The sequence below is a fragment of the Trichocoleus sp. DQ-U1 genome, assembly GCF_039961925.1.
Lineage (GTDB): Bacteria > Cyanobacteriota > Cyanobacteriia > Cyanobacteriales > FACHB-T130 > FACHB-T130.
In genome coordinates, this window is record NZ_JAMPKB010000032.1 from 45,442 (window position 1) to 68,101 (window position 22,660).

The window sequence follows — 22,660 nt, forward strand, 5'->3', positions numbered from 1 at the left end:
CTAGGCAAGAGATTAGAATATTTAGTACAAACCTCTTGCTTGTCGCATTGAGCCTTTTGCCTCTGACATGACCTCACCCCAACAACCGCCTAAAACCATCCTGGGTCAACTAACTCAGGCAGTACAGACCATTCAAGCTAAGGTAAATTTTAATGCGCTGGCGCTGAAGCCCAATGCCAGAGTGCCGGAACTATGGGTGCAGGATGCCGGTGCTGCTAAGGCAGAGGTTTATCCACTATTGGGCGATCGCTATTTACTGGGACGCAGTTCTAAATCTTGCGATATCGTGGTGCGGAACCCAGTTATCAGTCAGATTCATCTTTCATTAAACCGAGAAGGACGGCGCGGGCAGTCCTTTGTCATTAAAGATGAAAACTCTACCAATGGCATCTACCGAGGGAGACGGCGGCTCAATAGCCTCATACTACGCCACGGCGATATCCTCACCCTAGGACCACCGGAATTGGCGGATGCGGTTCGGCTTCAATACCACAATCCGCCCCCCTGGTACGTCCTGGCGACTCGTTACGCCCTCTATGGGGTGGGTGGGCTGACCAGTTTATTGGCATTGTGGATTCTTTTTGAGTGGCGCAATATTCCGATTCGACCTTTGCCCGCTGGCGTACAAGGGCCAGTAGTAATTAATTCTGATGACGGAACGCCGTTACAGCGTCCCCGAACGATAGCGCACCGGGAACTAGGGCGATTATCAGATTTTTCTAAGTATCTGCCTCAAGCGGTGATTGCATCAGAAGACAGTCGCTATTACTGGCACTTCGGGGTCGATCCCGTTGGCACGCTACGGGCGGTGGTGACGAATGTCAAGGGAGGCGGAATTCGTCAAGGCGGTAGCACGATTACGCAACAGTTGGCGCGGAGTTTGTTTCGGGAGTATGTGGGGACAGAAGATAGCGCGGGACGAAAAATTAAGGAAGCGATCGTCGCTCTAAAGCTGGAGACGTTCTACAGTAAGAACGAGATCATGCGGAATTATCTGAACCGCATCTACTTGGGGGTTGGCGCGAACGGGTTTGAGGATGCGGCTCAGTTTTATTTCGACAAATCTGCCAGAGACTTAAATATTTCTGAAGCGGCGACGCTGGTGGCGATTTTGCCAGCACCGAATAGTTTTAATCCGATTCGGGATTATAAAACGGCGATTGGACTACGCGATCGCATTATTAACCGCATGGCAAATTTAGGATTTATCAGTGCGGAAGAAGCTCAACGAGCAAGGCGATCGCGTATTGACGTTAGCCCTAAAGCCAGAGAAGCTTTGGCTAGTATCAAGGCACCCTATTTTTACAGCTACGTTTTCACCGAACTCCAATTCTTGTTGGGAGAGCAACTGGCAAAAGAAGGCAATTTTTTTGTCGAAACCAATCTGGATCTGGAGACTCAGCAAAAGGCGGAAACTGCCCTCCGCAACGGAGTTAATACCATTGGGGGAAGTTACAGGTTCTCCGAGGGAGCAATTGTCACCCTCGACTCCAGCAACGGGTCAATTCGCGCCTTGGTCGGTGGCACAGATTTTCAAAAAAGTCAATTTAATCGCGCGACTCAAGCCAAGCGACAACCGGGTTCCACCTTCAAAATTTTTGCCTACGCTTCAGCACTTGAACAAGGTAACTCGCCGGGAAAGTTTTATTCTTGCGCCCCTATAGTATGGCAGAGTCAACGCTTTCGGGGGTGCGAAAGAGTAGGGGGTAGCGGGACGGATATGTACACCGCGCTTGCCCAGTCTGAGAATGCGATCGCGCTGCGGGTGGCGCAGGATGTCGGTTTAGATCGGGTGGTGGAGATGGCGAGGCGACTGGGCATCACAACGCCGCTTAATCCGGTTCCCGGTTTGGTGTTGGGGCAAAGCGAAACCACTGTCTTGGAGATGACGGGGGCTTTCGGTGCCTTGGAAAATGGCGGCGTCTGGAATCGCGCCCACGCCATTCAGCGGATTCGGGACAGCAGCGATTGCAAAGATTTCAATAATCCGCAAACCTGCCGGGTGATTTACTCTTTCGAGGAGGAAGCCGGGGCGACAAAGCGGGTGCTGTCACAGGGAATCGCAGATACGATGACGAATATGCTTCGGGGCGCAGTGCGAGGGGGTACGGCACGGGCGGCGTCGATTGGATTCGGAGAGGTGGGGAAGACGGGTACTACGAATAGCGGCGTTGACTTGTGGTTTATTGGCTACGTTCCCAGTCAGGATCTCGTCACCGGCATCTGGCTGGGAAATGACGACAATACTCCAACGCGAGGAAGTAGCGGACAAGCTGCCCAAGTTTGGGCAAATTATATGCGGCAAGTAGTGCGTTAAGCTATGTTGCTAGATATTTTCACGGGTGCGATCGCTCTTTGAGATTGAGGAGAATGCGATCGCTCCACTTACTCCTTTTCCTGTTAACCTTATTTTTCGCTACAACAGCCTATTTAACATCTGCTGTTAAATAGGCTGTTGCTTTTCTTTCCACTTTGTTAACTTGTTAGCAAGGAAGGGTTGCTTCAATATTCTTTTGTACCTGGTCAAGTTCCTGACGCTTCTTAGAGAGAAAAGCTTTTTTAGCTTGACGTTGTTCTAGGGTTTCCGTATGAGCTTTCTCCTGCTGCACTAACAAATTTTCAGATAAGGAGATTGCTTGCTCAATTACTTCTGTTGCTACTTTTGAACGTTTGTGGAAAACAGAGGCAATGTATTCGCTAACCTTGTCAAAAACTTCCTGCGTCGATTCATTAAACTTGTCAAAACCTTGCTCAGAAACTTGTTGTTTTATTTGCTGTTCAAGTTCTTCTTCATCTTCACCGAATAACCACCCGGCAACAGCTGCCGCCCCTCCAGCTATGGCTATTGGAACAAGACCAAGACCTGTAAATGCCAGTAACGCCCCAGCTACTGCCCCACCTGTACCTAAACTGCCAAATAAACCAATTCCCTTTGTATCATCATCCAAGTTACTTGATGAAGCAAGGTTCATCTCGACTCCAGCAGCGGAAAGCGAGAGGTCAAACTGGTCACTTAGGTTAGAGCCAATTTTTAAATCAAAGCTTTGGATACTTTCCTGAATTGCTTCTATGTGTTGACGTATTTCCGTATTTAATACTTCTAGGTTTGGTAGTAAAATAGAACCTTTTATACTCTCATCTACCCAAGTGTTAAATTCCTTGGATATATCTGTGGAGAACTGCTTAGCATAGTCCTGAAACAGTTTCTTTTTCTGATTATGGTTAGAAGTCCAGCCTTCACTGTTCTCAGCCATGATATCACCTAATTCTTCACACCATTCATTATAAGAATCAATAGCTTCATCAGTTGATTCCTCTACCAATTGAGCTGCTAAAAGCTTAATTTTGACATCACGACCGCTAGACTCACCCATTTGTTCTAAAAGTTTTTGCTTATTTTCTTCAGAAACTTTTAATTCCCCATTTAAAATTCCCTCAAATTGATTTAGCTCATCACAGCAAGATTGAATAATCCGATTAAGCCCGGTTGTCGATTGCTGAAGTTTTATCAATCCACGCTCAGTTGTTAAAAACTTCTCGATAGACCCGGTAAAATTCTGAAACGCTTTCAGATAATCATCCTCAGTTCCCGCAAAAATTGCATCCAGCGTCGCTTGAGCCGAAATGAAATGAACGCGGTTTTCACCTGCTACGATAGGATTTTGACCCTGAACAAACCTCTCAATTCGTTGTCGAACTTGCTGCCGACCATTTTCACTACGCAACAGATCCATAAAATTCACAACTACAAACAAATTGTTGGCAGCCTCATCTGTCTTCCCACCATTTAATTGAGTCTTCAAATCTTGGATCAAGTCGCGTTCTCCTTGAGTTAGAGGACGTGAGGCATTGATTAGGAAAATCGCGGCATCTGTATCTTTGAGTAGTTGTTGAGTAATCGCAGTTCGGTCAGGATGTTCGTTCAACCCAGGAGAATCCACTATTTCAACACCACTTCGGCATAACTCTAAATCGGGATGTTCAAAAATAATCTCTTCAATATCAGAACGAGCTAATTCATCACTGACGCAATCCAAGGCGGCTTCTTCTGAAATTGCTGCTTTAATTTTGTACTGTTCAAATGGAATTTCTTCCTCTCGTTTATCTTTATAACGGCAAATTACCCGTTTTTGCTCTCCATATCTGAGAACTGTCACCGTACCGCTACAGGGAATCTCTCTAACGGGTTGAATTTCTTCACCTAGTAAAGCATTCAATAATGTTGATTTTCCTTGGCTAAACTCTCCTACAACTGCCACTCGGAAGCGCTGAGAACTCAATTTCTGAGACGCTTGCTCTACTTGTGCTGCTAGATTGTTAAGCAGTACACCCTCATTCGTGCCTTCTTGGATAATCTCGGCAAGTTGCTTAGAAGCGGTTTCTAACTGTTGCCGATACCCTTGAAACCGCTGTAGCTCCTCATAGGGCAAGTTTAGGCGCTGTTGTTGCTTGGCTTGCTGTTTAGATTTAGCAGGTAGAATCGCCAACAGATCATTAGCAGCTTTGATAAATACTGCATCAAGCGCGTGGAAGCGAGCGGGATCTAGTAAAGACTGAACCTCCTCTAAAGCTGCTGGTTCCACAGTACCTTGATGACTGAATCCAGCTTCTAAAACTGCTAAGTGTTGTGGGTTAATCTCTAACCGATTAGCAATTACTTCTAAATACTTTTTCTCACGGGCGTCCATATCCCCATCTGCTGCTGACATTTCATAGCCAAAGCCAATCAACAACAATCTTTCTGATTCTGAAAACGGAGCCGTTAGGATTAGCAACTCATTCAGTTTTTTATAAACTTGATTCTGTCGGACTCCCTTACTCATCAGTTGTGATAACTGACGCGCATCCTCTGAGGGAATAAAACGATTAAGGGTTTGCTGCCAGCGTCGCTTTTCCTCATCTGTGACTGCGCCATCTAAAAGCATCACTCCCAACAGAACGGTTATCAAAGCTGCTAAAAATATCACCGGAGGAGTCAGATCCTGTTTACGCAGCTTTTGTCCAGTAATTCGCGACAACAAATCAACAGCTTCAGAGCTAACCAGTGAAATATCCATAAAGTCTGTGAGCCTATAGCGTATTTGTACTCTAGTATTCCCAGATTCAGCAGAAACTAACTCCGTGGAAATACGGTTATCTTCGCCGAGTAAGACAAGCTAGGCTCGAAAACATTAACTAATAACAACGTAGAAATATGTATTTTCAATTTGCTCCTGCAATTCAGGCTGCTATCGAGGCTGGTAAATATGTGCAAGTTTTTACATCAGCAGGAGTCCCAATAGGCATGGCTAGAGACGCATCTACTGGTCAGTTTGTCGCCCATGCCATCGGTGCTGTAGCCCAAAATAGCCCTCTATCGCCGCTGGTAAGCCCTTTACACTTGGTTACAAGTGGAGTGCAGATGTATCAAACGCACATGGGATTTCAAGCTGTCCAAGCTGGACTGCAAAGTATCCAGACAAGCTTAGGAGTGCTGCAAGCAACTACAGCCTTTATTGGGGTTGGAACGATGGCTGTGGGGGCATTGGCAGCAGTGAACCTGCACCAGACAATGAAACTGAGAAAAGAAGTAGGACAGCTAAGGCTGGAAGTCAAAGAAGGTTTTATTGATTTAAAACAAGCTTTAAAAGACCAAGGTGCAGAAATTAAAGAATTGATTGAGCAAGTTGCTCAGGATGTCGAATTCAGGAACCATCGGACAATTTTAATTCGAGCTTACGGGCTATTTACTCAGGCGCTTCACCGTCTTCGCTCTGCAATGCAAATACAAGATGCGAACCGTAGAAATGCTGAAATTGATGGTGCTAGAGGGATGTTATTTCAGGCTTTAGCTGATTATGGTAGCAGTGAGCTGTTAGAAGCAACCTGTTCGGCTGGCCAGCTTCGCAGGTTGGAATGTGCTTGGGCAATTGAGCAGGCAATTATTACAACTTATCAGGTGCAGAATGAGCCTTCTGCTGTAAGCGATCGCCTGTCGCACCTCCAAAACAAAATCTGTCAAGATTCTCTCAATGTTATTAATAGCTGTGAAACTGAGGATGAGCTGGATTTTCTCTTTCCTGAAATTACCCGTATTCACGATCACGATCTGGCTGTACTAGAATCTTGGCAAAATCAAGTTGATTGGGTGCAAAGCCTCCCACCTTCAGAACTAAAATTACTCCAAAGTGCTGATTTTAGCAATTCAGAAGTCACAGTTAGTACAGATACAACTGCTTTGGCAGTACCTCCAGAACATTTACTCTATGAAAATTTAAAGCAAAAGTCTCATTTCGTATCCCTTTGCAATCAGCTTCAATTTATGATGCAGCCTGAACTACGTCGAGAGCCAGAATCTTATATTAGTCAGCAAGCTGCGATCGCAGGTTATAAAACTTTATTACCCTCAAATTTACAGAAAGCCTCAAATTTAGCTGTTGCTAACCTGTACTGGTATTTCAAAGTCAGAGATGAAGCTGAAGACGAGGCAGTGACGGCGTAAAATTTAAATATACGAAGATGCGATCGCTCAAATTTGACTGAGTGCGATCGCCTTCTCCATTCAAATAACAGTTGATGGTATTCGCTAATTTTTCTATTCGCAATTTTTTTAAGAGTAAATTGCTAAGTGTTAATTTAAAATTGCAATTACCATTACTTGAAAATTTCCTTTATTTTAAACTCTATGCTTAAATAAGGGCTATTGATAGGCTATTGTCTATGCAGTTAGTCATTTTTATCGGCTTGCAGGCTTCTGGGAAAAGTACCTTCTATCACACTCATTTTGCTGAAACGCATAAGCTGGTTAGCAAGAATTTGTTGCGGAACAACAAAAACCGCTCTAGAAGGCAGACACAGCTTATTAAAGAAACACTTGAAATGGGACAATCGGTTGTTGTGGATAATACTAACCCAACCGTAGAAGAACGTGCGCTTCTCATTGAATTGGGCTGTATGTATGGAGCCGAAATTATCGGTTATTACTTTAAATCGTCGGTGAGTCAATGCCGGGAACGTAACCAGCAGCGCTTAGGTAAAAAACGGGTGCCAGACGTAGCGATTTACGCGACAATCAAAAAGCTACAACGCCCCTCTTATAATGAAGGCTTTCACCAACTGTTCTACGTGCGGATAGCTGGTGACTTCGCTTTTGAGGTTCGTGGGTGGACTGAAGATGAGGTTGCTGATGGATAGTGATACGTTTGAGAAACAAATGCGATCGCTCGAATATTTCCACAACCTGCGTCTGTTACCCGGATGCTGGGTGGTAATTCGCCTAGATGGTCGCGGGTTCTCGCGGTTCACTGAGGCACGATTTGAGAAGCCGTTTGACCATCAGTTCCACAAACTGATGGTGCAAACCACCAAGGCGTTGCTAGAAGAACTCCACGGCATCTATGCTTATACGGAAAGCGATGAAATCTCCGTGCTGTTTCGTCCAGACTGGGATTTCTTTGACCGCAGTTTGGAAAAAATTGTCTCTATTTCTGCCAGTATTGCCAGCGCGACCTTTAGCCATGCTGCTCAAACGATCGTAAATTTCGATAGTCGCGTCTGGCTAGCACCCAACAAGTCACAGGTAGTGGATTACTTTAGTTGGCGTCAGGCAGATGCCACGCGCTGCGCCTTGAATGGTTGGTGTTACTGGACGCTACGTAAGGCAGGCAAAAGCGCCGCACAGGCAACGGCGGCGCTGGAAGGGCAATCGGTGGGGTTTAAAAACGAATTGCTCTTTCAATACGGAATTAATTTCAACGAATTACCTACCTGGCAGCGGCGGGGAGTAGGTCTGTATTGGGAAGAATACGAAAAAGAAGGGTACAATCCGATTCAAGACAAAGCGGTTGTGGTTAAGCGACGCCGGATCAAGCTGGATAAGGAACTACCCATGAAAGACGTTTATGGGCAGTTTATTCGCCAGATCCTCGACATTGAACAAATGGCAACGGAAGTTTGAGGCAGGCTTCTGGCACTCTCATATTTAAGAGATATCCTTAGCATGCTTATGCCTCAAATCGAATTAATTCCTCTAGGTTCTGCGATTAATTGAAATCGCCCAACTATGCTGGAGATTCTGAGAAGAATTGTTCCGCCTGTTGGCTGTAGGGATCTCAAAAGACCCGCGCTCAATTTAGGTTTGGTAATCGATCGCTCTAGTTCCATGACTGGACGGAAAATTGAATTTGCACGTCAAGCGGCTTGCAATGAGCCAATATTATCCATCAGATTTAACAAATTTAGCCTGGATATGGAACCGCACTGCACTCAGGCTGGCTAGCAGGAGGGATGCAAGTTCCCCGCCATCTCAAGCCGGAACATTTGAATCGGGTGATTGCCCTCTCAGATGAATTTGCCAGTGTGGGCGAGAGAAATCCTGATGCGATCGCTTCCCACTTTCACTTTCCCACGCTCAGTTGCAACAAACCCTTACCCCTGGCGTTCCTCATGGAACAGGCGCAAGATATAAGCTCCCGCCGAGGTTTCTCGTAACTCTTTAATTGCCACTGCAATCTCATCGGGCAACTCATCTAAGTGAGGCAGACTCGCCCCATACTCGGCAGGCAATACAGCCGGAGCCGCGAGACAGGCAAATGTGAGGTCTGCTGCCGAGAAGCGATCGCCAACTAAGTAGGAACGTCCATCTGCCAACCGCGCGTTAACGTTCTCGAAGATGCGTTTAATCTTGTCGTGGGCGCTGGCTGACGATTCTGCCGTGATATTGTAGCCTCGCCGTGCCGCCTCGCGAATCAACGGAAAGACAATTGGAAATAACGCCCGCTCAATCGGGGGTACACCATCGCACCACAGCCGCCGCATCAACTGGCGACTATCTAGCAAATAAAAGTACGCCCAAAGACGGATACTGGGGCCGAGCTGCTTGTTGAACAAATCTTCGAGTTTTTTCACTTCGCGGCGCAGTTTGGGATCGGCTGGGTAAAACTTTGTACTTTCAGTCGTCATGCCATCTAGATACTGCAAGATGTCCGAAGAATCGCTCAAAGTACCCGATTCCGTCACCAGAACCGGAGTCGTTTGTCCGCCGCCACTTTTGCGGGTGGCTAGCCGATGAAAAAGCGGTATATGGCGTTCTTCAATGTAGGGAACCTCAAGCCGTTCTAATGCCCATCGTGCTTTTTCACAGTAATGGCTGACTGAGATAGTGATGAGTCGGGGAGCCTTTTCTGGCTGCTTTTGCATTTTTGCTAGATGGCGCGATGTGCAACTTTACAGTGTAATTCCCGGCAATTGAACGAGGGACTAGGGGAATCAAACCAACAGAGCCGTTCGAGTTTTGCTCCCCCAATCCCCATTTATCGAAAGGCTAAGAAAAAGCACATCGGATTATATCTGACCTGCGAATACGCGCTCCGCTGGCCCTGTCATGTAAACTCGCTGGTCGATTTCCGACCATTCGATTTCTAAACAGCCGCCGGGTAATTCAACGGTGGCAATGCGATCGCTCTTTCCGGTCAACACTCCAGCGACCACAGTCGCACAAGCACCCGTGCCGCAAGCCAAAGTTATCCCTGCACCGCGTTCCCAGACCCGCATTTTCAGGTAATCCGGGCGCACCACTTGAATAAACTCGGTGTTCGTCCGCTTGGGAAAAACAGGATGATGCTCGAACTGGGGGCCAATCTTTTCTAAAGGAATCGCGGCAACATCCTCCACAAACGTGATGCAGTGAGGATTCCCCATACTGACACAAGTGACCAACCAAGTAGCATCAGCGACTTCTAAAGGTTGAGCGATTACTTTTTCGTTGGGGGCACCAAGCGTCGTGGGAATTTCCTCGGCTAGTAGTCCCGGCATTCCCATATCGACGGTGACTTTCCCATCCGGCTTGATGTGCGGTGTCATGACACCTGCCAGGGTATGAATCCGATATTGAGTTTCTTGAGTAGATTTTCCTTCTAAATCAGCGAGAAATTTGCCTAAACAGCGAATGCCATTGCCGCACATTTCCGGTTCGGAACCATCGGAGTTGAAAATCCGCATGGTGTAGTCGGTGCCATCTTGTCCCGGCATGGCAAAAATCACGCCGTCGGCACCGATACCGAAGTGGCGATCGCAAAACTTGACCGCTTGTTCTGGCGTTACCTTGGGTTCTGATGAGGAACGATTGTCAATCAGAATGAAATCGTTGCCCAGTCCGTGATACTTCGTAAACTCGATTCCCATTTAGCAATCCTTCGATTCGCAATTTTCGATTAGCATAAACTATGGAATGGGTAATGGTTAATGGCAGTCCTTTAATCCTTAAATCTGGCAATTCGCATTAGGAAAAATCTTGCATCATGACAACTGAACTGGAAACAGGCTTACCAAGCACTCGTCTCGTCCAAACATTTGTGAAAGAGGGACAAAGGGTTGAACTGAAACTCCTCACGAACGATGTACTCGTTGGTAAACTGCGTTGGCAAGATCAGAACTGTATTTGTCTACAAGATGAATCGAATCAGCAAACGCTGGTTTGGCGACACGCGATCGCTTATGTGAAGCCAAAATAATTGGTAATCAGGAATCGGCAATCACTTTTTCCCCAATTATCAATTCCCTTTATTCGCCTGTTCGCTGATGATCGGATGGAAGATAATCTGGCATCGCTTCGCTCACTGGCACCTGGAACGTAGGCACCGGGAAAACAGGAGGCTCAGATTCGGGTGCCAACAACTGTTGCACTTGATTGAGGGGAAAACTGCCACCGCATAAGAGCAGCTGATCGCCCGCTTGCAGCTCGGTGTCGCCCCCCGGAAAGCGGATGAACTTGCCATCTCGCCGAATTGCTTGCACTTGCACCCCGTACTGGCGGCGCATATGCAGTTCGGAGAGCGGTTTTCCGGCAGCTGGGCTGGCCTCTGGAACCTGCAACCACTGACAGGGAGCGGTTTGGCTTGGGATTGCCACTTCACCGTTTGCCAGTTGATTAAAAGCAGCTTGTTCGTTGGATTCTCCCACCACCAAGAGGCGATCGCCCACTTCCAGAGAAGTTTGCTTGTCGGGATAGTCCACTTCTTCCCCACCAGTTCGCCGAATTGCCATCAAAGTGACACCCGTCAATCGGCGCATATCCGTCTCCTGTAGCGTCATCCCAATCAGGGGAGAGTTGGGTGGGAGGGAATACCACTTGCTATTCATTTCGGCAGTGGCAATTTGTAAGTCATGAGCAATCTCCGAAGGCGATCGCTCTGGACGCAATGCCAGGTAATGGCTATTGCGAATTTGCTGCATTTCCTTCTGGATCTGCCATGTCGGCAATCCACTACCGGCTAATAGATGCGCCGCCAGTTCCAAACTCGCTTCAAACTCCGGTTGCACCACCTCTCGCGCCCCCAACTGATAAAGCAGTTCGATATCGTTGTTGTGGTTAGCGCGAACGACAATATCCAGATCCGGAGCCAATTCTAAAGCGCGTTTGAGGCAAAGGCGGGTACTCATCGGATCGGGAAGCGCGATCGCCATCCCCTTCGCCTTATCTACCCCCGCAGCTTCCAGTACGTGCAAACTTACCGCATTGCCATAAACATAAGAAACTTCTGCTTCTCTTAACTGCTGAATCCGGCTTTCCGACTGGTCAATCACTACCACTGGATAGTTATGCTCCTGCACCAGTTTGATCAGATTTCGTCCCACCCGTCCATAACCGCAGACCACCACATGATTTTGCAAAGGCGCATCTACCGCCACTTCCATCGGGTCATCCACCGGATCTAGATATGGCTTCAGCCAAGGCAACTCCAACAATTTTGGCACCAGCCGCATCACAAAAGGCGTCAGTACCAGCGTCACCGCAGTCGTGCCCAAAATCAGCAAGTAAACCCGCCGAGAAACCAGCCCCAAAGCTTGTCCTTCACTGGCTAGAACAAACGAAAATTCTCCAATTTGAGCTAACCCCAAACCAGCAATTACCGCAGTTTTCAGCGGATAGCCAAACGCTCTAACAATCGGCGTCACAATCAAAAACTTGCCGACAAAAACCAGTAAAACCAGCCCCAGAATTAACTCTAGGTTGTTCCACAGGAAAATCGGGTCGATGAGCATCCCAATCGCCGCAAAAAACAGTGCCGCAAACACATCCCGCAACGGCTCCACATAAGTCAGGGTTTGGTCGGCGTATTCCACCTCCGAAATCATTAACCCGGCGACAAATGCCCCCATTTCAATCGAAAGACCCAAAGCCTCCGTGAGCAACGCAATCCCCAAACACAGCGCCACCACGCCCAACAGAAACAACTCCCGGCTTTCCGTTCGAGCCAAGAGGCGCAGCAAGGGAGGAATCAGCCAGATGCCTGCTGCCACAGCCACAGCCGCAAATAACCCAATCTGTAACAGCGCTAAAGCCACAGCCTTGCCAATCGCTTCTGGCGGTTGATCCAGCGCTGGCAAGACAGCCAGCATCAACCCCAATGCCAAATCCTGTACCACCAAAATCCCCAGCATCACCTGAGCGTGAGGCGTCCCCGTCTCATTTCGCTCCATCAGACACTTAAAGACAATTGCGGTTGAAGACAAAGACAGAATTGCCCCCAGGAAGACACCCTTTGCCGGTAAGGTACCCCACGCTCCAGTGAGTCCACAGACTGCAACCGTGACTGCAATTGTCAGGGCAATCTGTAGTCCGCCTCCACCCAAGGCGATGCCTTTAACTTTTTTTAATTCCGCAAACGAAAACTCAACGCCCAAGGCGAACAACAAAAAGGCGACACCAAATTGAGCCAGGGTTTCTATCTGAACCAATTCTTTAATCAGTCCCAACCCCGCAGGCCCAACGACGATTCCGCCGACGATATAACCCAGTAAGGCAGGTTGCCGCAGCAGCGCTGATACCACTCCACCAACGGCTGCTGCTGCCAAAACAGATACTAAGTCAACAATCAGTCTAAAGTCTTCTTGCACAAGTTTGTTTTATGAGAACAAGTATAAAGGTATATAAACTTAGAATACAGAGTTTTATGGACTGTGCTAACGCCATTGCCTCAGGTTTCTATTGGGCAACTGGGATCAATTGAGGAAAGGCGGTGGAAACAGTCCAGGCAAGGTGATAGTCTATCCGCTAGTAATAAAGGTCATAGACAAGGTCATAGACGCTTTGTCAATTACTGGCTCGGAGAAAATTGCCTGTGATGTCGCTTAAGACTCTGCTTCAATCTCGCCATGACCGGCGGCTGGTTTCTACACTCTTGTCCAGTCAAAAGTCCAAAGCGAACCGTAAAAACAAAGAATTCTTTCTGTTGCCTTTTGCTTTTTTAGTTTCTACTGCTTTGCCTGTCAAAGCTTTGCAGGTACAGGTGGCACCCAACAATCCCCAGCTTGGGGATACGCTCTCGGTCGTGATTCAGACGGACTCTCCTGGTTCGCAGAGTCCCACGGTTTCTTTCAAACAGAAGACTTACCGGGCGTTTTCCCTCGGTCAAAATCGCTTTCGAGTCTTGCTACCGACAACGCCTTTAGACAAGCCGGGAACGCTACAAATTCGGGTTGCTGGTGATGGGGAAGTCAAAAACCTGTCGTTGCCATTGCGATCGCGCAATTTCCCGGTGCAACGGATTACCCTACCCCCCGGAAAAGCCGGACAATCAGCAACCCAATTTGAACTCAACCGCGTGGCAGCTTTTAAAAATTTGGTGACGCCGCAAAAGTTCTGGAATGGTCCTTTTCTCAAGCCGAACCGAGGTAGCATCACCAGTATTTACGGGGTTCGCCGTTACTACAATGGCAAGTTTGCGAATGACTACTACCATCGCGGGGTTGACTACGCGGGTGGGTATGGTTCGCCGGTAACAGCACCAGCATCGGGAAGAGTGGCGCTGGTGGGACGGGTTGCTCAGGGTTTCCGAGTTCACGGAAATGTAATTGGGGTAGATCACGGTCAAGGCGTCACCAGTATTTTTATGCACTTGAGCCGGATTGATGTCAAGGAAGGGGATTTTGTAAAAGCGGGACAGGTGATTGGGGCAATTGGTTCAACGGGAGCTTCAACGGGTCCTCACTTACATTGGGGATTGTATGTCAATAGTCTTGCCGTAGACCCAGTACCTTGGAGAACTCAAGGAGTTGAATGAGGTTTTTTGAAGTTTTGATGAATTTTTTTAGGTTTTAATGTATTTGGTGTTGTATTGAGGAAAGATTGTGGCAGGGTTGCCTCTCCGAAACGAGATTGCGAAGCATTTTTCAATGTCTTCGACTATCCCACCGGGAGCTAGTGTAGGCTTTTCCGAAGCGAAAGCTTTGCGGACGGGGATTGTAGATAGTCATCTGAGAAGCGTAAATGTTGAATAGCCTTTGGGAAAAATCCCGAAAATTCCCAATGTCAAAGCAATATTGTTAGTTCGCTAACCGACTGATGTTAAGCCTGCGTAGTTTTGCGTATTTTGAGGCGCTGGTTATGCCAGGATAGATGAGTGGGCATGGGCGAAAAGACATCAACGCAGGTTTCGGCTTCGTTGAGGGCGTATCAACACTCGAAAACGGGCACGCACTTTTAGGGAAGCGGTAATCCCTGCCTCGCTTTCCTAGCCAACCAAAACAGTTTGGATGGGGTATCCAGCAGGATTTTTAGATGAGTATTGAAAAAATTGTTGAACAAGCCCTGCAGGATGGTTATCTGACGCCAGCGATGGAAGCAGAGGTGGGGCGCATCTGTGACACGGCTTCTGAGCTTTCGATTGAAGAATACATGGCTCTAGACCGTCTGATGGGCGCACTGTTAACTGGGGAAGTGGTTGCAGTTCCTCGAAAACAGTTCATCAATGTCATGGAAGAGTTGGTGCTGACGGAAGCGATCGCCAGAGTCGCAGAAATTGAGGCAACCAGCGATCGCGTTCTAGATGTCGGCGATATTGCCGCCTACGCGCTCAATCGCTTGCCTCCGCTGTATGCCACGACGGAGGAAGGTGCTAGCTATCAGCGAATGCGGGCAAAGGATGAACTTCAAGAGCTGATTACCCAGCAAGTGAGCGAAGCGATCGCCCGGAATCTGGATCGTCCCGAATTTTTCCCAGAACGGCAAGCGCTCAGCAAAGCGAACGACAGTGACGTGTTCAAGCAGGTGAGTTCCTTACTCCAAACCTACGCACCTAGCTTTGAACCTCAATCCAGTAACCATAGCAACGAATAATGGAAGAGTTATAAATGATGAATTTTGAGTTTTGAGTGATTAATTCAGAACTCAAAACTCAAAACTTTTCCCTCCTACCTGCGAACCAGTACGAGTGTCCCTTTCGCGACCTGCTGATAAAGCATCCGAATATCTTGATTTCGCATTCGCAAGCAGCCGTGGGAGACTGCTTGCCCGATCAGGTGTTCTTCGTTGGTGCCGTGAAACCCAATTTGATGACGCCCATCCGACCAAAAACCAATCCAGCGATCGCCTAAGGGATTATCATTCGCCCCAGATGGGATAACTTCACCCGTAATCGGTTGACGCCACGCCGGATTTTGGTTCATTTGCAAAACTTGAAACGAACCCGTGGGCGTTTCCCAACCTAACTGCCCCACCGCTACGGGGTAACTGGCTTGCAGCCGATCGTCACGGTAAACATAAACCAGGCGATCGCTCAAATCGACAACGAGATACGATTGCCAAGCGGATGCCGCCTGAGCGGTTTCTAGCACTGAATATTCCCGATCTGTTGAGCGGCTATTTGAAGATCGATTTTTACTCCACAATTCTCCAAGCTGCCAACTTGCCAACTTGCCGACCTGGCGCTGACTCCGAATCGGGGAATCCAAGCTGACGGTCGTCACCCTTGAAGAACTTGTCCGCCTAGAAACTGAGAACAACACCACCGCTGTTCCAAAACAAATTAGCATCAAGCTTCGAGAGAGCGACTCATCTCTTGGCATAACGGTCTGAGCTAAGAATGATTACGGGTCAAAATAACCAACTGTAGAACATTGGGTCGTGGGTAATCATCCGGGGTCAATGACAACGGACAATTAACCATCAACCCCTGACAAACAATATTAATTCCTTGACTCAATCGTGGCTGCTAAACCTTTCGTGTTGAGCATTTGCTGCATTTCCAAAGCGCGATCGCGGGTGCTAAAAGCTCCCGCCTGCATCACCGTCCGACCGTTGGAGCGCGTGCGGAAGGCATCGGGTGCAAGCGATCGCACTAAAGCCTCTTGGCGCGAATTCTGAGTATCCACCACCACCCGATAACGCAAACCTAGAGCTTGTTGACTACCCCCAGCTCGGCGGGGCACTCTCCCACTAGCCGCCCGACTGTTGCCGATATTCCCCAAAGGAACATCCGGACTTGGCACTGGCAGCAAATCTGAGGAGGCCGAAGCTTGGAGAGGCTCCTGGGGTGCCGCCCCAAAGTCCAGAGTCCGGGGTAGAACCGGCGACGGTTGAGACGGGGCGGATGACGGTAGCGCCGGTAATGTAGAAGCTGACGACGGTAGCGCTGGTAATGTCGTCGCTCTGGGCGACCGGGAAGTCGGCAACGGCGACCGAGCAACCGGAGGCGGCGCGGGAATTTCTAGGGGTGCAGTCTGGGGCACAGGCGATATCGGCAAGGGAGACGCTGTCGCTCTGGGCTGCTGGGGCGGCACCATCGGAGGCTGCAATGTTGGTAATCCGTAAGCTGACGTTCTTGCTGGCTGAGAGGTTGGGGCAGGCGGTTGAACGGAAATTTTAATCCCGGTGCTGTCAGTGGGTACCGATTGTACTGGAGTTAAAATCTCTGAGTTCGGGCGGTTAGAGAGGAGTGGCAAAGATTGAGAACTTCCACCATTCCTCGCTACTGGCTGAATCGGTGCCAGGGCTTCCTGTGGCGGCAGGGAAGCGGTGGGAAGCGGCTTCAGAAGCCCGCTGGCAATGGGAGCCTCTACAAGCGGGGTGGGGGGGATTGCCATGCCCGTCAGGTCAATGCGTCCTGCCGTTTTGGCAGTAATCTCATTCCCATAGGCAGGAATCTCCTGGCTTGAAGCCTTGGTGTTAATGTCCAATAGACCATTGGCACGGAAAATATTGCCGCCCGGTTCGCCAGCAGTTCCTAAATCAGGACGGGCTTGGGAAACTGCCACTAACCCGTAACGAGCGTTATTTTCAATAATATTATTCCGGAGAACAGGTGTTGCCTTGGTTTCTACGACGACCCCATCTTTGTTGCCACTGATGCGATTGGCAATTAGCTGCGGGGCAGCATTATGACCGATACTAATGCCAAATCCCGTATTTTCAAACACGTTCTCCCGCACTTCCGGTCGGGAAGTCCCGTAAATCGTAATCCCATTGCCCCCGTTTTCATAGAAGTAGTTGTTGCGAATGGTGGGGGCACTATTGCCAGTGACGGCAACTCCATCGTGCTTACTTCCCGTAAAAGTGTTATCCGCCACCATCAAACTGGTGGATTCAATCCAAAGACCGTAACCTCGTGGATTCGGATTCGTCACCGTGACGCCCATCAGCCCTGCCTGATTTGCCCCAGCGATCGCGATATTTTGACCGCCAAAGAAGCGACTGAGGAACTGACCGCCGCCGAGGATGACAATATTCTCCCCTTTGGTGCCGCGATCGCCCTGAATCGTTACACCGGCTTTGAGTCTTAAGGGAAAGGTTTCACCCGTTTCGGTGCTGTAGGTGCCGGGTGCCAGTACGATGGCGGTGTTCGGCTGAGCGACCTGCAAGGCATGAGTAATACTTTGGAACGGTTCCTGCTCGTCTCCAGTGCCATTGCTGTCATTTCCCGCAGCGGGGTTGACATACAAGCGATTCATTTGTGACATCTGCGTTTGCCCTTCCGGAGGAACCTGAGCCACCGTAGGCTGTGCCTGGATTGCTGTAACGTCCAGCCACGGGGTTGCGATCGCAGTCACTAATCCTAGGAAAATGCTACTGGTACGAATAGACGGGCGGCATTTTCTGACTAGGGCATTTAATTGATGATTGTGGGGGCATCTCAAACTCACGGCTCTACTCCTCTCAAGTTGGCACTGCACTATCGGTAAAGGCTGATGGAAGAAAGCACCTAGTTTTAGTCTATGCACCCCTATTTTGGGATAGAGGCTACCTGTTTGTTTACATTTCTTACATTTCTAAAAAGACCCCAACAGCTAACAGCTCATCAACCTGAGCATCCTCTTCAAAGCGAGGAATTCGCTGGGCATTTCAAAAGAAAGTTCTGTGGGGGCATTCTTTGAATGATAATACTGCTGTTAAACGCTCTTAAATAGGTAGGTACAAAAAACTAGAAAACAGTAGGCTAAAGACTTGGGATAAGGACGCTACTTGCTCCTAACCATAGACGAAATGTCACTGACTTAGTTCACATGACTTAGTTCACAATCCGCACGATATCAGCATTGTTCATTTTGCTCAACCTTGTTAATCCCCGCATTCTATTTTTTATTCAGTTGGATAAAATATATGGGGCAATTGAGGAAATTTGGTTGGTACGTGCTACCCTGTCACTTCACGGATTTCAGAAATTAGGGAACTAGACTGCTACGATGAAAAATAATGGAGTGGTTGCGATGGGCGAGAAACACAGCGTTCGAGAGCCAGTTGGGGACTTGCTCATACAAGCACAGCCAGCGGTTTGCCGCATTCTAGACGCCAATTTAGACCGAGCCAGAGAAGGCTTGCGGATTATCGAAGAATGGTGTCGCTTTGGCGTGAATAGCTCCCAATTAGTCAATGAATGCAAGCAAATGCGGCAGGAGCTAGCCAAATGGCATGGCATGGAGCTTCGGGCTGCACGGGATACCCCAGGTGATGCGGGCACGGAGTTGACCCATCCTCAAGAACAACAGCGCTCTAGCATTCAGCAGCTGTTGCAAGCCAATTTTGCTCGTGTGGAAGAAGCCCTGCGGGTGCTGGAAGAATATAGCAAGCTTTACGACCCCGACCTAGGCGCTGCGGCGAAGCAATTGCGCTATCGAGTGTATACGTTGGAGAGCAATTTGCTGGCTTACCAGCGACATCAGGTGCTGTTGCGATCGCATCTATACCTCGTTACTTCTGCCTCAGAACAGCTATTTTCCATCGTTGAAGCCGCCCTGCAAGGGGGACTGACTCTGGTACAGTATCGCGAAAAAATTGCCGACGATTCTGTGCGAGTCGCCCACGCTTCCAAACTCCGCCAGCTATGCCATCAATACGGTGCCCTGTTTATCATGAACGACCGGGTGGATCTGGCTTTGGCAGTGAATGCCGATGGCGTGCATCTGGGACAACAAGATATCTCCATCGCCCTCGCCCGACAGTTGCTAGGGCCACAACGCCTGGTTGGTCGCTCCACCACGAACCCGGAAGAAATGCAGCGAGCTATCCAGGAGGGTGCTGACTATATCGGAGTTGGCCCCGTTTATGAAACTCCAACCAAAGTAGATAAAGCTGCTGCTGGTCTGGATTATGTCCGCTATGCGGCTGAAAATGCCTCGATTCCCTGGTTTGCCATTGGGGGCATTGATGCGAATAACTTAAATGATGTGCTGGAGGCGGGAGCCGAACGAGTGGCAGCGGTTCGCGCCATCATGCAGGCAGATCAGCCGATGTTAATGACTCAGTATTTCCTCTCCCAGCTGAGTCGTCTGCAAACTCTCCGCTCTGTTGATGTTCGCGTTCCCCAATCTTATGTTTAGTCCGTCTGGTCAAATCGCGCTGCAAGTGAATGGGGAACCCCGCACCTGCCCGCCCGACACTAAATTGCCCCAGTTGTTAGAGCATCTGGGGTTAAATCCTCGCCTAGTGGCGGTTGAGTACAACGGTGAGATTCTCCATCGACAGTTTTGGTCGCAAACGGAGATCAAAGAGGGGGACGCGATTGAAATCGTCACCATCGTCGGCGGCGGCTAATTGGAACCTCAGAGATGAAGATTGAACAAGGAATGGCTGAAGATAAATTCCCGGCTGTTTCTCGGAAAACAGCCACAAGATTTACTCCCCATACTGTACTTTTCATCTGTGGTTTCTAGTCCAGTTCCTGGGTAACGCACAGCGATTCGCGTTATCCCTCATCCGTCATCCTTTCGAGTACGGATTCCCCGTGAGGAAATCCGCCCCGCATTGATCCCGCGCCAGTCGGGTGGAGGCGATACATTAAAGATGTAGCTCGGATCGCTCGATAGTTAGGAAGATGCTAGGAGTTGCTGCCAGCCGCTACAGTTTTAATCAGATTGAATAGGCACAGTATGTATGCGTAATAAACTGCTTTCAGCAATTAAACCCCTTTTGAAATCTTTGTTCGTCTTTGGTCTGATCCTTACCCTGACGCTAGGTCATGCTGACGGAGCCTTAGCAGCTCGCTCAGGCGGTCGGATTGGAGGGGGTTCTTTTAGAGCGCCCAGCCGCAGCTATTCGCCTCCTAGCCGCACCTACGCGCCACCGTCCGGCGGATACTATCCGGCTCCTTATCCTGGGGGTGGATTTGGGGGTGGATTTGGGTTCCCGTTGCTATTTCCCTTCTTTGGCATCGGGGGCGGATTTGGCGGTCTGTTTACGATTTTGATTTTCCTGGGGATCGCTAACTTCTTGGTTTCCAGCTTCCGTCGCGTGGGTGTTGGTGACGCAGGGGAAGCCGATTCGCTGGGCTACGGCAATCCCAAAGTTTCTGTGGCAGAGGTGCAAGTGGGTCTTTTGGCAGAAGCTCGCAGCTTGCAAGGAGAATTAGACGAGTTGGCGCGTACATCTGATATGAGTTCCGCCATCGGTCGTGCCCAAGTGCTTCAAGAAAGTACCCTAGCTTTGCTACGTCACCCGGAATACTGGGTGTATGGGGCAGCAGAATCTCAGCAAACAGCGTTACAAGCCGCAGAAGCCAAGTTTAATCAGCTAGCTCTGGGTGAACGCAGCAAAGTCACCGAAGAGACTCTCTCGAACGTCAATAATCAGCTCAAGGCAGCAACGCCCAAAGCATCTTTACCGGCGGGATCTGAGGAAGCTGGCAAGCTGGCAAATCAGATGATGGCAGAAGGCCCTAGTGAATACATTATTGTGACGATTTTGGTGGGTGCCGAAGGCAATCTGCAACTGCCGAAAATCAACAGCACTGACGATTTGCGTCAAGCCTTGCGTCAGATTGGTGGCATCGGGAGCGATCGCCTACTTGCAGTAGAAATTCTCTGGGCACCTCAGGCAGAAGGCGACACGCTTACCTCTGATGATTTGCTGGCTGAGTATCCCAATCTCAAACTTGTTTAACCCTCAACGGATACGGGCACTCTTGCTATGCGCCCCTATCTATTTCTCCTGAAAAGGAGGCTGGTAATCAGCCTCCTTTTTCAATTTTGACAGCGGCTCAATAGGAGCCATTTATAATTTACTGTTTTCCCTTGAGCTGGTATTATTAGTATTAATTAAATAATGAAAATCTGTGCATTTTTTTAAAGCAAATTAAATTCCTATATAGGAAGAATTAAATTTAAGTTCATTGAATAATTTTACCAACAAATAGCTTAACTTATGACAATTTTTTGTTCATTGTTAAATTTTAAAATCCCGAAATAAGAAGTAGTGACATCTCTACAAATTCAAAGCTATTTAAAGCGTTTTTGTTCGCTGCGGTAGCGGAGCAATTCAGCAACAAAAGCGACAAAACCTGACACAATCATCAGCATCACGCTGAGAGCGTTGATATCCGGTTTGACGCCAGTGCGGATGCGGCTAAAGATTTCTAGCGGTAATGTTGTGGCACCCGTACCGGCAGTGAAGCTAGCAATGAGAAAGTCGTCCATGCTGAGGACAAAGGCTAACAGGCAACCGGAAATAATTGCTGGCATTAATTCTGGAAGCAACACTTGGATAAAGGCTTGTACTGGCGTCGCCCCTAAATCGAGGGCAGCTTCTTCTAAGTGGGGGTTTAAACCGCTAATTCGAGAAGAAACCACCAAGGCGACGTAGGCAAGACAAAAGACGACATGAGCTGCCACAATTGTCCACAAGCTCAACGGCATACCAATAACGGCTAAAAATACCAGCGTGGCAACAGCGATCGCAATATCGGGAATAATCAGCGGCAGGTAAGAAACGCCGCGATACAAGGTTTTCCCCGGAAAGGTATAACGGGCTAAACCAACTGCCATTATGGTGCCTAAGACGGCAGCGATCGCTACTGCACACAAAGCCACGGTTAAGCTATTTTGCAGCGCCGTCAGGACGCGGGTGTCCTGAAACAGCTTCAGATACCATTTGAAGGTGAATCCCTCCCAACCGGCGCTATAGGTAGACTCGTTAAAACTATAAAACGTCAGTACCAGAATGGGCAGGTACATATAAAAGAACATCAGCAGTGTGAAAATAACCTGCCAAGAAATACGAGGTTTATCCTGGGGCTTCAACATAATCTCTAAAGGGATTTCCTCCTGCTGATGGCTGACGGTGCCTGTCATTCAATTTCACCATTTGTCGGATTTGCGATGCTGAACAGAGCAGCCACTTCGCTACACGCTCTATGCCAACTTTCTTCACTTTACTGGATGCGATTGAATCTTTGGAAGAGTGCGATCGCGTCTCAAGTGTAACGTCTCTGTAAATTTCTTAAATCCCTGTATTATTTTATACTTTATTTTCGTGGATTAAGGCTATACTTATAGAATGGAAATCTGTGCATTCAGGTAAATAACGTCAGTTCGGGTTAAGCCGAAGGCAGCAAGTTGTGGTCAATGGCAATCGCTGGCTTCTTCGGTTGATGGCAGTAGGCAATCAATCCGCAGAGAATGTTGACTCTTCAGT

The 22,660-nt window shown here is 48.6% G+C and carries 18 protein-coding genes; 11 read left to right on the forward strand and 7 right to left on the reverse strand.

Annotated elements, in window-relative coordinates; translation table 11 throughout:
- The first annotated feature begins 67 nt into the window (after nucleotides 1–67).
- Nucleotides 68–2,317, forward strand: coding sequence for a transglycosylase domain-containing protein (locus NDI34_RS15205; protein ID WP_348233069.1), 2,250 nt, complete (start codon nucleotides 68–70; stop codon nucleotides 2,315–2,317).
- A 166-nt stretch (nucleotides 2,318–2,483) separates the two neighbouring features.
- Here the strand turns inward: NDI34_RS15205 and NDI34_RS15210 are convergent, their stop codons facing one another.
- Complete coding sequence (locus tag NDI34_RS15210; protein ID WP_348233070.1) at nucleotides 2,484–5,057, reverse strand: dynamin family protein; 2,574 nt, start codon at nucleotides 5,055–5,057, stop codon at nucleotides 2,484–2,486.
- A gap of 137 nt (nucleotides 5,058–5,194) precedes the next feature.
- Between NDI34_RS15210 and NDI34_RS15215 the strand changes: the two genes are divergently transcribed.
- The 4 genes from NDI34_RS15215 (at nucleotide 5,195) to NDI34_RS15230 (ending at nucleotide 8,257) form a co-directional block, all read left to right on the forward strand.
- Nucleotides 5,195–6,481, forward strand: a complete 1,287-nt coding sequence (locus tag NDI34_RS15215) for a hypothetical protein (protein WP_348233071.1) — start codon at nucleotides 5,195–5,197, stop codon at nucleotides 6,479–6,481.
- A gap of 218 nt (nucleotides 6,482–6,699) precedes the next feature.
- A complete protein-coding gene (locus NDI34_RS15220) occupies nucleotides 6,700–7,173 on the forward strand; it encodes an ATP-binding protein (protein WP_348233072.1) in 474 nt (157 codons plus the stop codon).
- Nucleotides 7,166–7,936 (forward strand): tRNA(His) guanylyltransferase Thg1 family protein, encoded by a 771-nt coding sequence (locus NDI34_RS15225; RefSeq protein ID WP_348233073.1) that lies wholly within the window; start codon nucleotides 7,166–7,168, stop codon nucleotides 7,934–7,936. The genes NDI34_RS15220 and NDI34_RS15225 overlap by 8 nt, the downstream gene beginning before the upstream one ends.
- Before the next feature lie 105 nt (nucleotides 7,937–8,041).
- Nucleotides 8,042–8,257, forward strand: a complete 216-nt coding sequence (locus NDI34_RS15230; RefSeq protein ID WP_348233074.1) for a hypothetical protein — start codon at nucleotides 8,042–8,044, stop codon at nucleotides 8,255–8,257.
- Between the two features lie 149 nt (nucleotides 8,258–8,406).
- Here the strand turns inward: NDI34_RS15230 and NDI34_RS15235 are convergent, their stop codons facing one another.
- Nucleotides 8,407–9,177, reverse strand: coding sequence for a glutathione S-transferase family protein (locus NDI34_RS15235; RefSeq protein ID WP_348233075.1), 771 nt, complete (start codon nucleotides 9,175–9,177; stop codon nucleotides 8,407–8,409).
- Nucleotides 9,178–9,321: 144 nt separating this feature from the next.
- The gene (gene dapF / locus NDI34_RS15240) at nucleotides 9,322–10,161 is read right to left on the reverse strand and encodes a diaminopimelate epimerase (RefSeq protein ID WP_348233076.1); all 840 of its coding nucleotides are present in this window, start codon (nucleotides 10,159–10,161) and stop codon (nucleotides 9,322–9,324) included.
- Between the two features lie 116 nt (nucleotides 10,162–10,277).
- Here dapF and NDI34_RS15245 point away from each other — a divergent pair, with 116 nt between their 5' ends.
- Complete coding sequence (locus NDI34_RS15245; protein WP_190816162.1) at nucleotides 10,278–10,490, forward strand: RNA chaperone Hfq; 213 nt, start codon at nucleotides 10,278–10,280, stop codon at nucleotides 10,488–10,490.
- A 49-nt stretch (nucleotides 10,491–10,539) separates the two neighbouring features.
- On the opposite strand, the gene NDI34_RS15250 is transcribed toward NDI34_RS15245, so the two are convergent.
- Nucleotides 10,540–12,876, reverse strand: coding sequence for a cation:proton antiporter (locus NDI34_RS15250; RefSeq protein WP_348233077.1), 2,337 nt, complete (start codon nucleotides 12,874–12,876; stop codon nucleotides 10,540–10,542).
- Between the two features lie 227 nt (nucleotides 12,877–13,103).
- Between NDI34_RS15250 and NDI34_RS15255 the strand changes: the two genes are divergently transcribed.
- Both NDI34_RS15255 and NDI34_RS15260 read left to right on the forward strand, forming a co-directional pair.
- On the forward strand, nucleotides 13,104–14,042 hold the full coding sequence (locus NDI34_RS15255; RefSeq protein ID WP_190426143.1) for a M23 family metallopeptidase: 939 nt from the start codon (nucleotides 13,104–13,106) through the stop codon (nucleotides 14,040–14,042).
- A 497-nt stretch (nucleotides 14,043–14,539) separates the two neighbouring features.
- Nucleotides 14,540–15,097: a late competence development ComFB family protein gene (locus tag NDI34_RS15260; protein WP_190414972.1), complete on the forward strand. Its 558-nt coding sequence runs from the start codon at nucleotides 14,540–14,542 to the stop codon at nucleotides 15,095–15,097.
- A gap of 74 nt (nucleotides 15,098–15,171) precedes the next feature.
- Here the strand turns inward: NDI34_RS15260 and NDI34_RS15265 are convergent, their stop codons facing one another.
- Together NDI34_RS15265 and NDI34_RS15270 are read right to left on the reverse strand one after the other, a co-directional pair.
- Nucleotides 15,172–15,825: a L,D-transpeptidase gene (locus NDI34_RS15265; RefSeq protein WP_348233078.1), complete on the reverse strand. Its 654-nt coding sequence runs from the start codon at nucleotides 15,823–15,825 to the stop codon at nucleotides 15,172–15,174.
- Nucleotides 15,826–15,945: 120 nt separating this feature from the next.
- The gene (locus tag NDI34_RS15270) at nucleotides 15,946–17,898 is read right to left on the reverse strand and encodes a DUF1565 domain-containing protein (RefSeq protein ID WP_348233079.1); all 1,953 of its coding nucleotides are present in this window, start codon (nucleotides 17,896–17,898) and stop codon (nucleotides 15,946–15,948) included.
- Between the two features lie 564 nt (nucleotides 17,899–18,462).
- Between NDI34_RS15270 and NDI34_RS15275 the strand changes: the two genes are divergently transcribed.
- The 3 genes from NDI34_RS15275 (at nucleotide 18,463) to NDI34_RS15285 (ending at nucleotide 21,130) form a co-directional block, all read left to right on the forward strand.
- A complete protein-coding gene (locus tag NDI34_RS15275) occupies nucleotides 18,463–19,572 on the forward strand; it encodes a thiamine phosphate synthase (protein ID WP_348233082.1) in 1,110 nt (369 codons plus the stop codon).
- The gene (gene thiS / locus NDI34_RS15280; protein ID WP_190426058.1) at nucleotides 19,565–19,786 is read left to right on the forward strand and encodes a sulfur carrier protein ThiS; all 222 of its coding nucleotides are present in this window, start codon (nucleotides 19,565–19,567) and stop codon (nucleotides 19,784–19,786) included. The genes NDI34_RS15275 and thiS overlap by 8 nt, the downstream gene beginning before the upstream one ends.
- 339 nt (nucleotides 19,787–20,125) lie before the next feature.
- Nucleotides 20,126–21,130: a DUF1517 domain-containing protein gene (locus tag NDI34_RS15285; protein WP_190414968.1), complete on the forward strand. Its 1,005-nt coding sequence runs from the start codon at nucleotides 20,126–20,128 to the stop codon at nucleotides 21,128–21,130.
- Nucleotides 21,131–21,465: 335 nt separating this feature from the next.
- Here the strand turns inward: NDI34_RS15285 and NDI34_RS15290 are convergent, their stop codons facing one another.
- Complete coding sequence (locus NDI34_RS15290; RefSeq protein WP_190414967.1) at nucleotides 21,466–22,317, reverse strand: ABC transporter permease; 852 nt, start codon at nucleotides 22,315–22,317, stop codon at nucleotides 21,466–21,468.
- Between the last annotated feature and the right edge of the window lie 343 nt (nucleotides 22,318–22,660).

Excerpts from the sequence above, each read along its gene's own strand:
- dapF (WP_348233076.1), bottom strand. The coding sequence starts at position 10,161 with ATGGGAATCGAGTTTACGAAGTATCACGGACTGGGCAACGATTTCATT.
- NDI34_RS15245 (WP_190816162.1), top strand. The coding sequence starts at position 10,278 with ATGACAACTGAACTGGAAACAGGCTTACCAAGCACTCGTCTCGTCCAA.
- NDI34_RS15265 (WP_348233078.1), bottom strand. The coding sequence starts at position 15,825 with ATGCCAAGAGATGAGTCGCTCTCTCGAAGCTTGATGCTAATTTGTTTT.
- NDI34_RS15210 (WP_348233070.1), bottom strand. The coding sequence starts at position 5,057 with ATGGATATTTCACTGGTTAGCTCTGAAGCTGTTGATTTGTTGTCGCGA.
- NDI34_RS15225 (WP_348233073.1), top strand. The coding sequence starts at position 7,166 with ATGGATAGTGATACGTTTGAGAAACAAATGCGATCGCTCGAATATTTC.
- NDI34_RS15230 (WP_348233074.1), top strand. The coding sequence starts at position 8,042 with ATGCTGGAGATTCTGAGAAGAATTGTTCCGCCTGTTGGCTGTAGGGAT.
- NDI34_RS15220 (WP_348233072.1), top strand. The coding sequence starts at position 6,700 with ATGCAGTTAGTCATTTTTATCGGCTTGCAGGCTTCTGGGAAAAGTACC.
- NDI34_RS15285 (WP_190414968.1), top strand. The coding sequence starts at position 20,126 with ATGCGTAATAAACTGCTTTCAGCAATTAAACCCCTTTTGAAATCTTTG.
- NDI34_RS15205 (WP_348233069.1), top strand. The coding sequence starts at position 68 with ATGACCTCACCCCAACAACCGCCTAAAACCATCCTGGGTCAACTAACT.
- NDI34_RS15215 (WP_348233071.1), top strand. The coding sequence starts at position 5,195 with ATGTATTTTCAATTTGCTCCTGCAATTCAGGCTGCTATCGAGGCTGGT.
- NDI34_RS15275 (WP_348233082.1), top strand. The coding sequence starts at position 18,463 with ATGGGCGAGAAACACAGCGTTCGAGAGCCAGTTGGGGACTTGCTCATA.
- NDI34_RS15235 (WP_348233075.1), bottom strand. The coding sequence starts at position 9,177 with ATGCAAAAGCAGCCAGAAAAGGCTCCCCGACTCATCACTATCTCAGTC.
- thiS (WP_190426058.1), top strand. The coding sequence starts at position 19,565 with ATGTTTAGTCCGTCTGGTCAAATCGCGCTGCAAGTGAATGGGGAACCC.
- NDI34_RS15290 (WP_190414967.1), bottom strand. The coding sequence starts at position 22,317 with ATGACAGGCACCGTCAGCCATCAGCAGGAGGAAATCCCTTTAGAGATT.
- NDI34_RS15255 (WP_190426143.1), top strand. The coding sequence starts at position 13,104 with ATGTCGCTTAAGACTCTGCTTCAATCTCGCCATGACCGGCGGCTGGTT.
- NDI34_RS15260 (WP_190414972.1), top strand. The coding sequence starts at position 14,540 with ATGAGTATTGAAAAAATTGTTGAACAAGCCCTGCAGGATGGTTATCTG.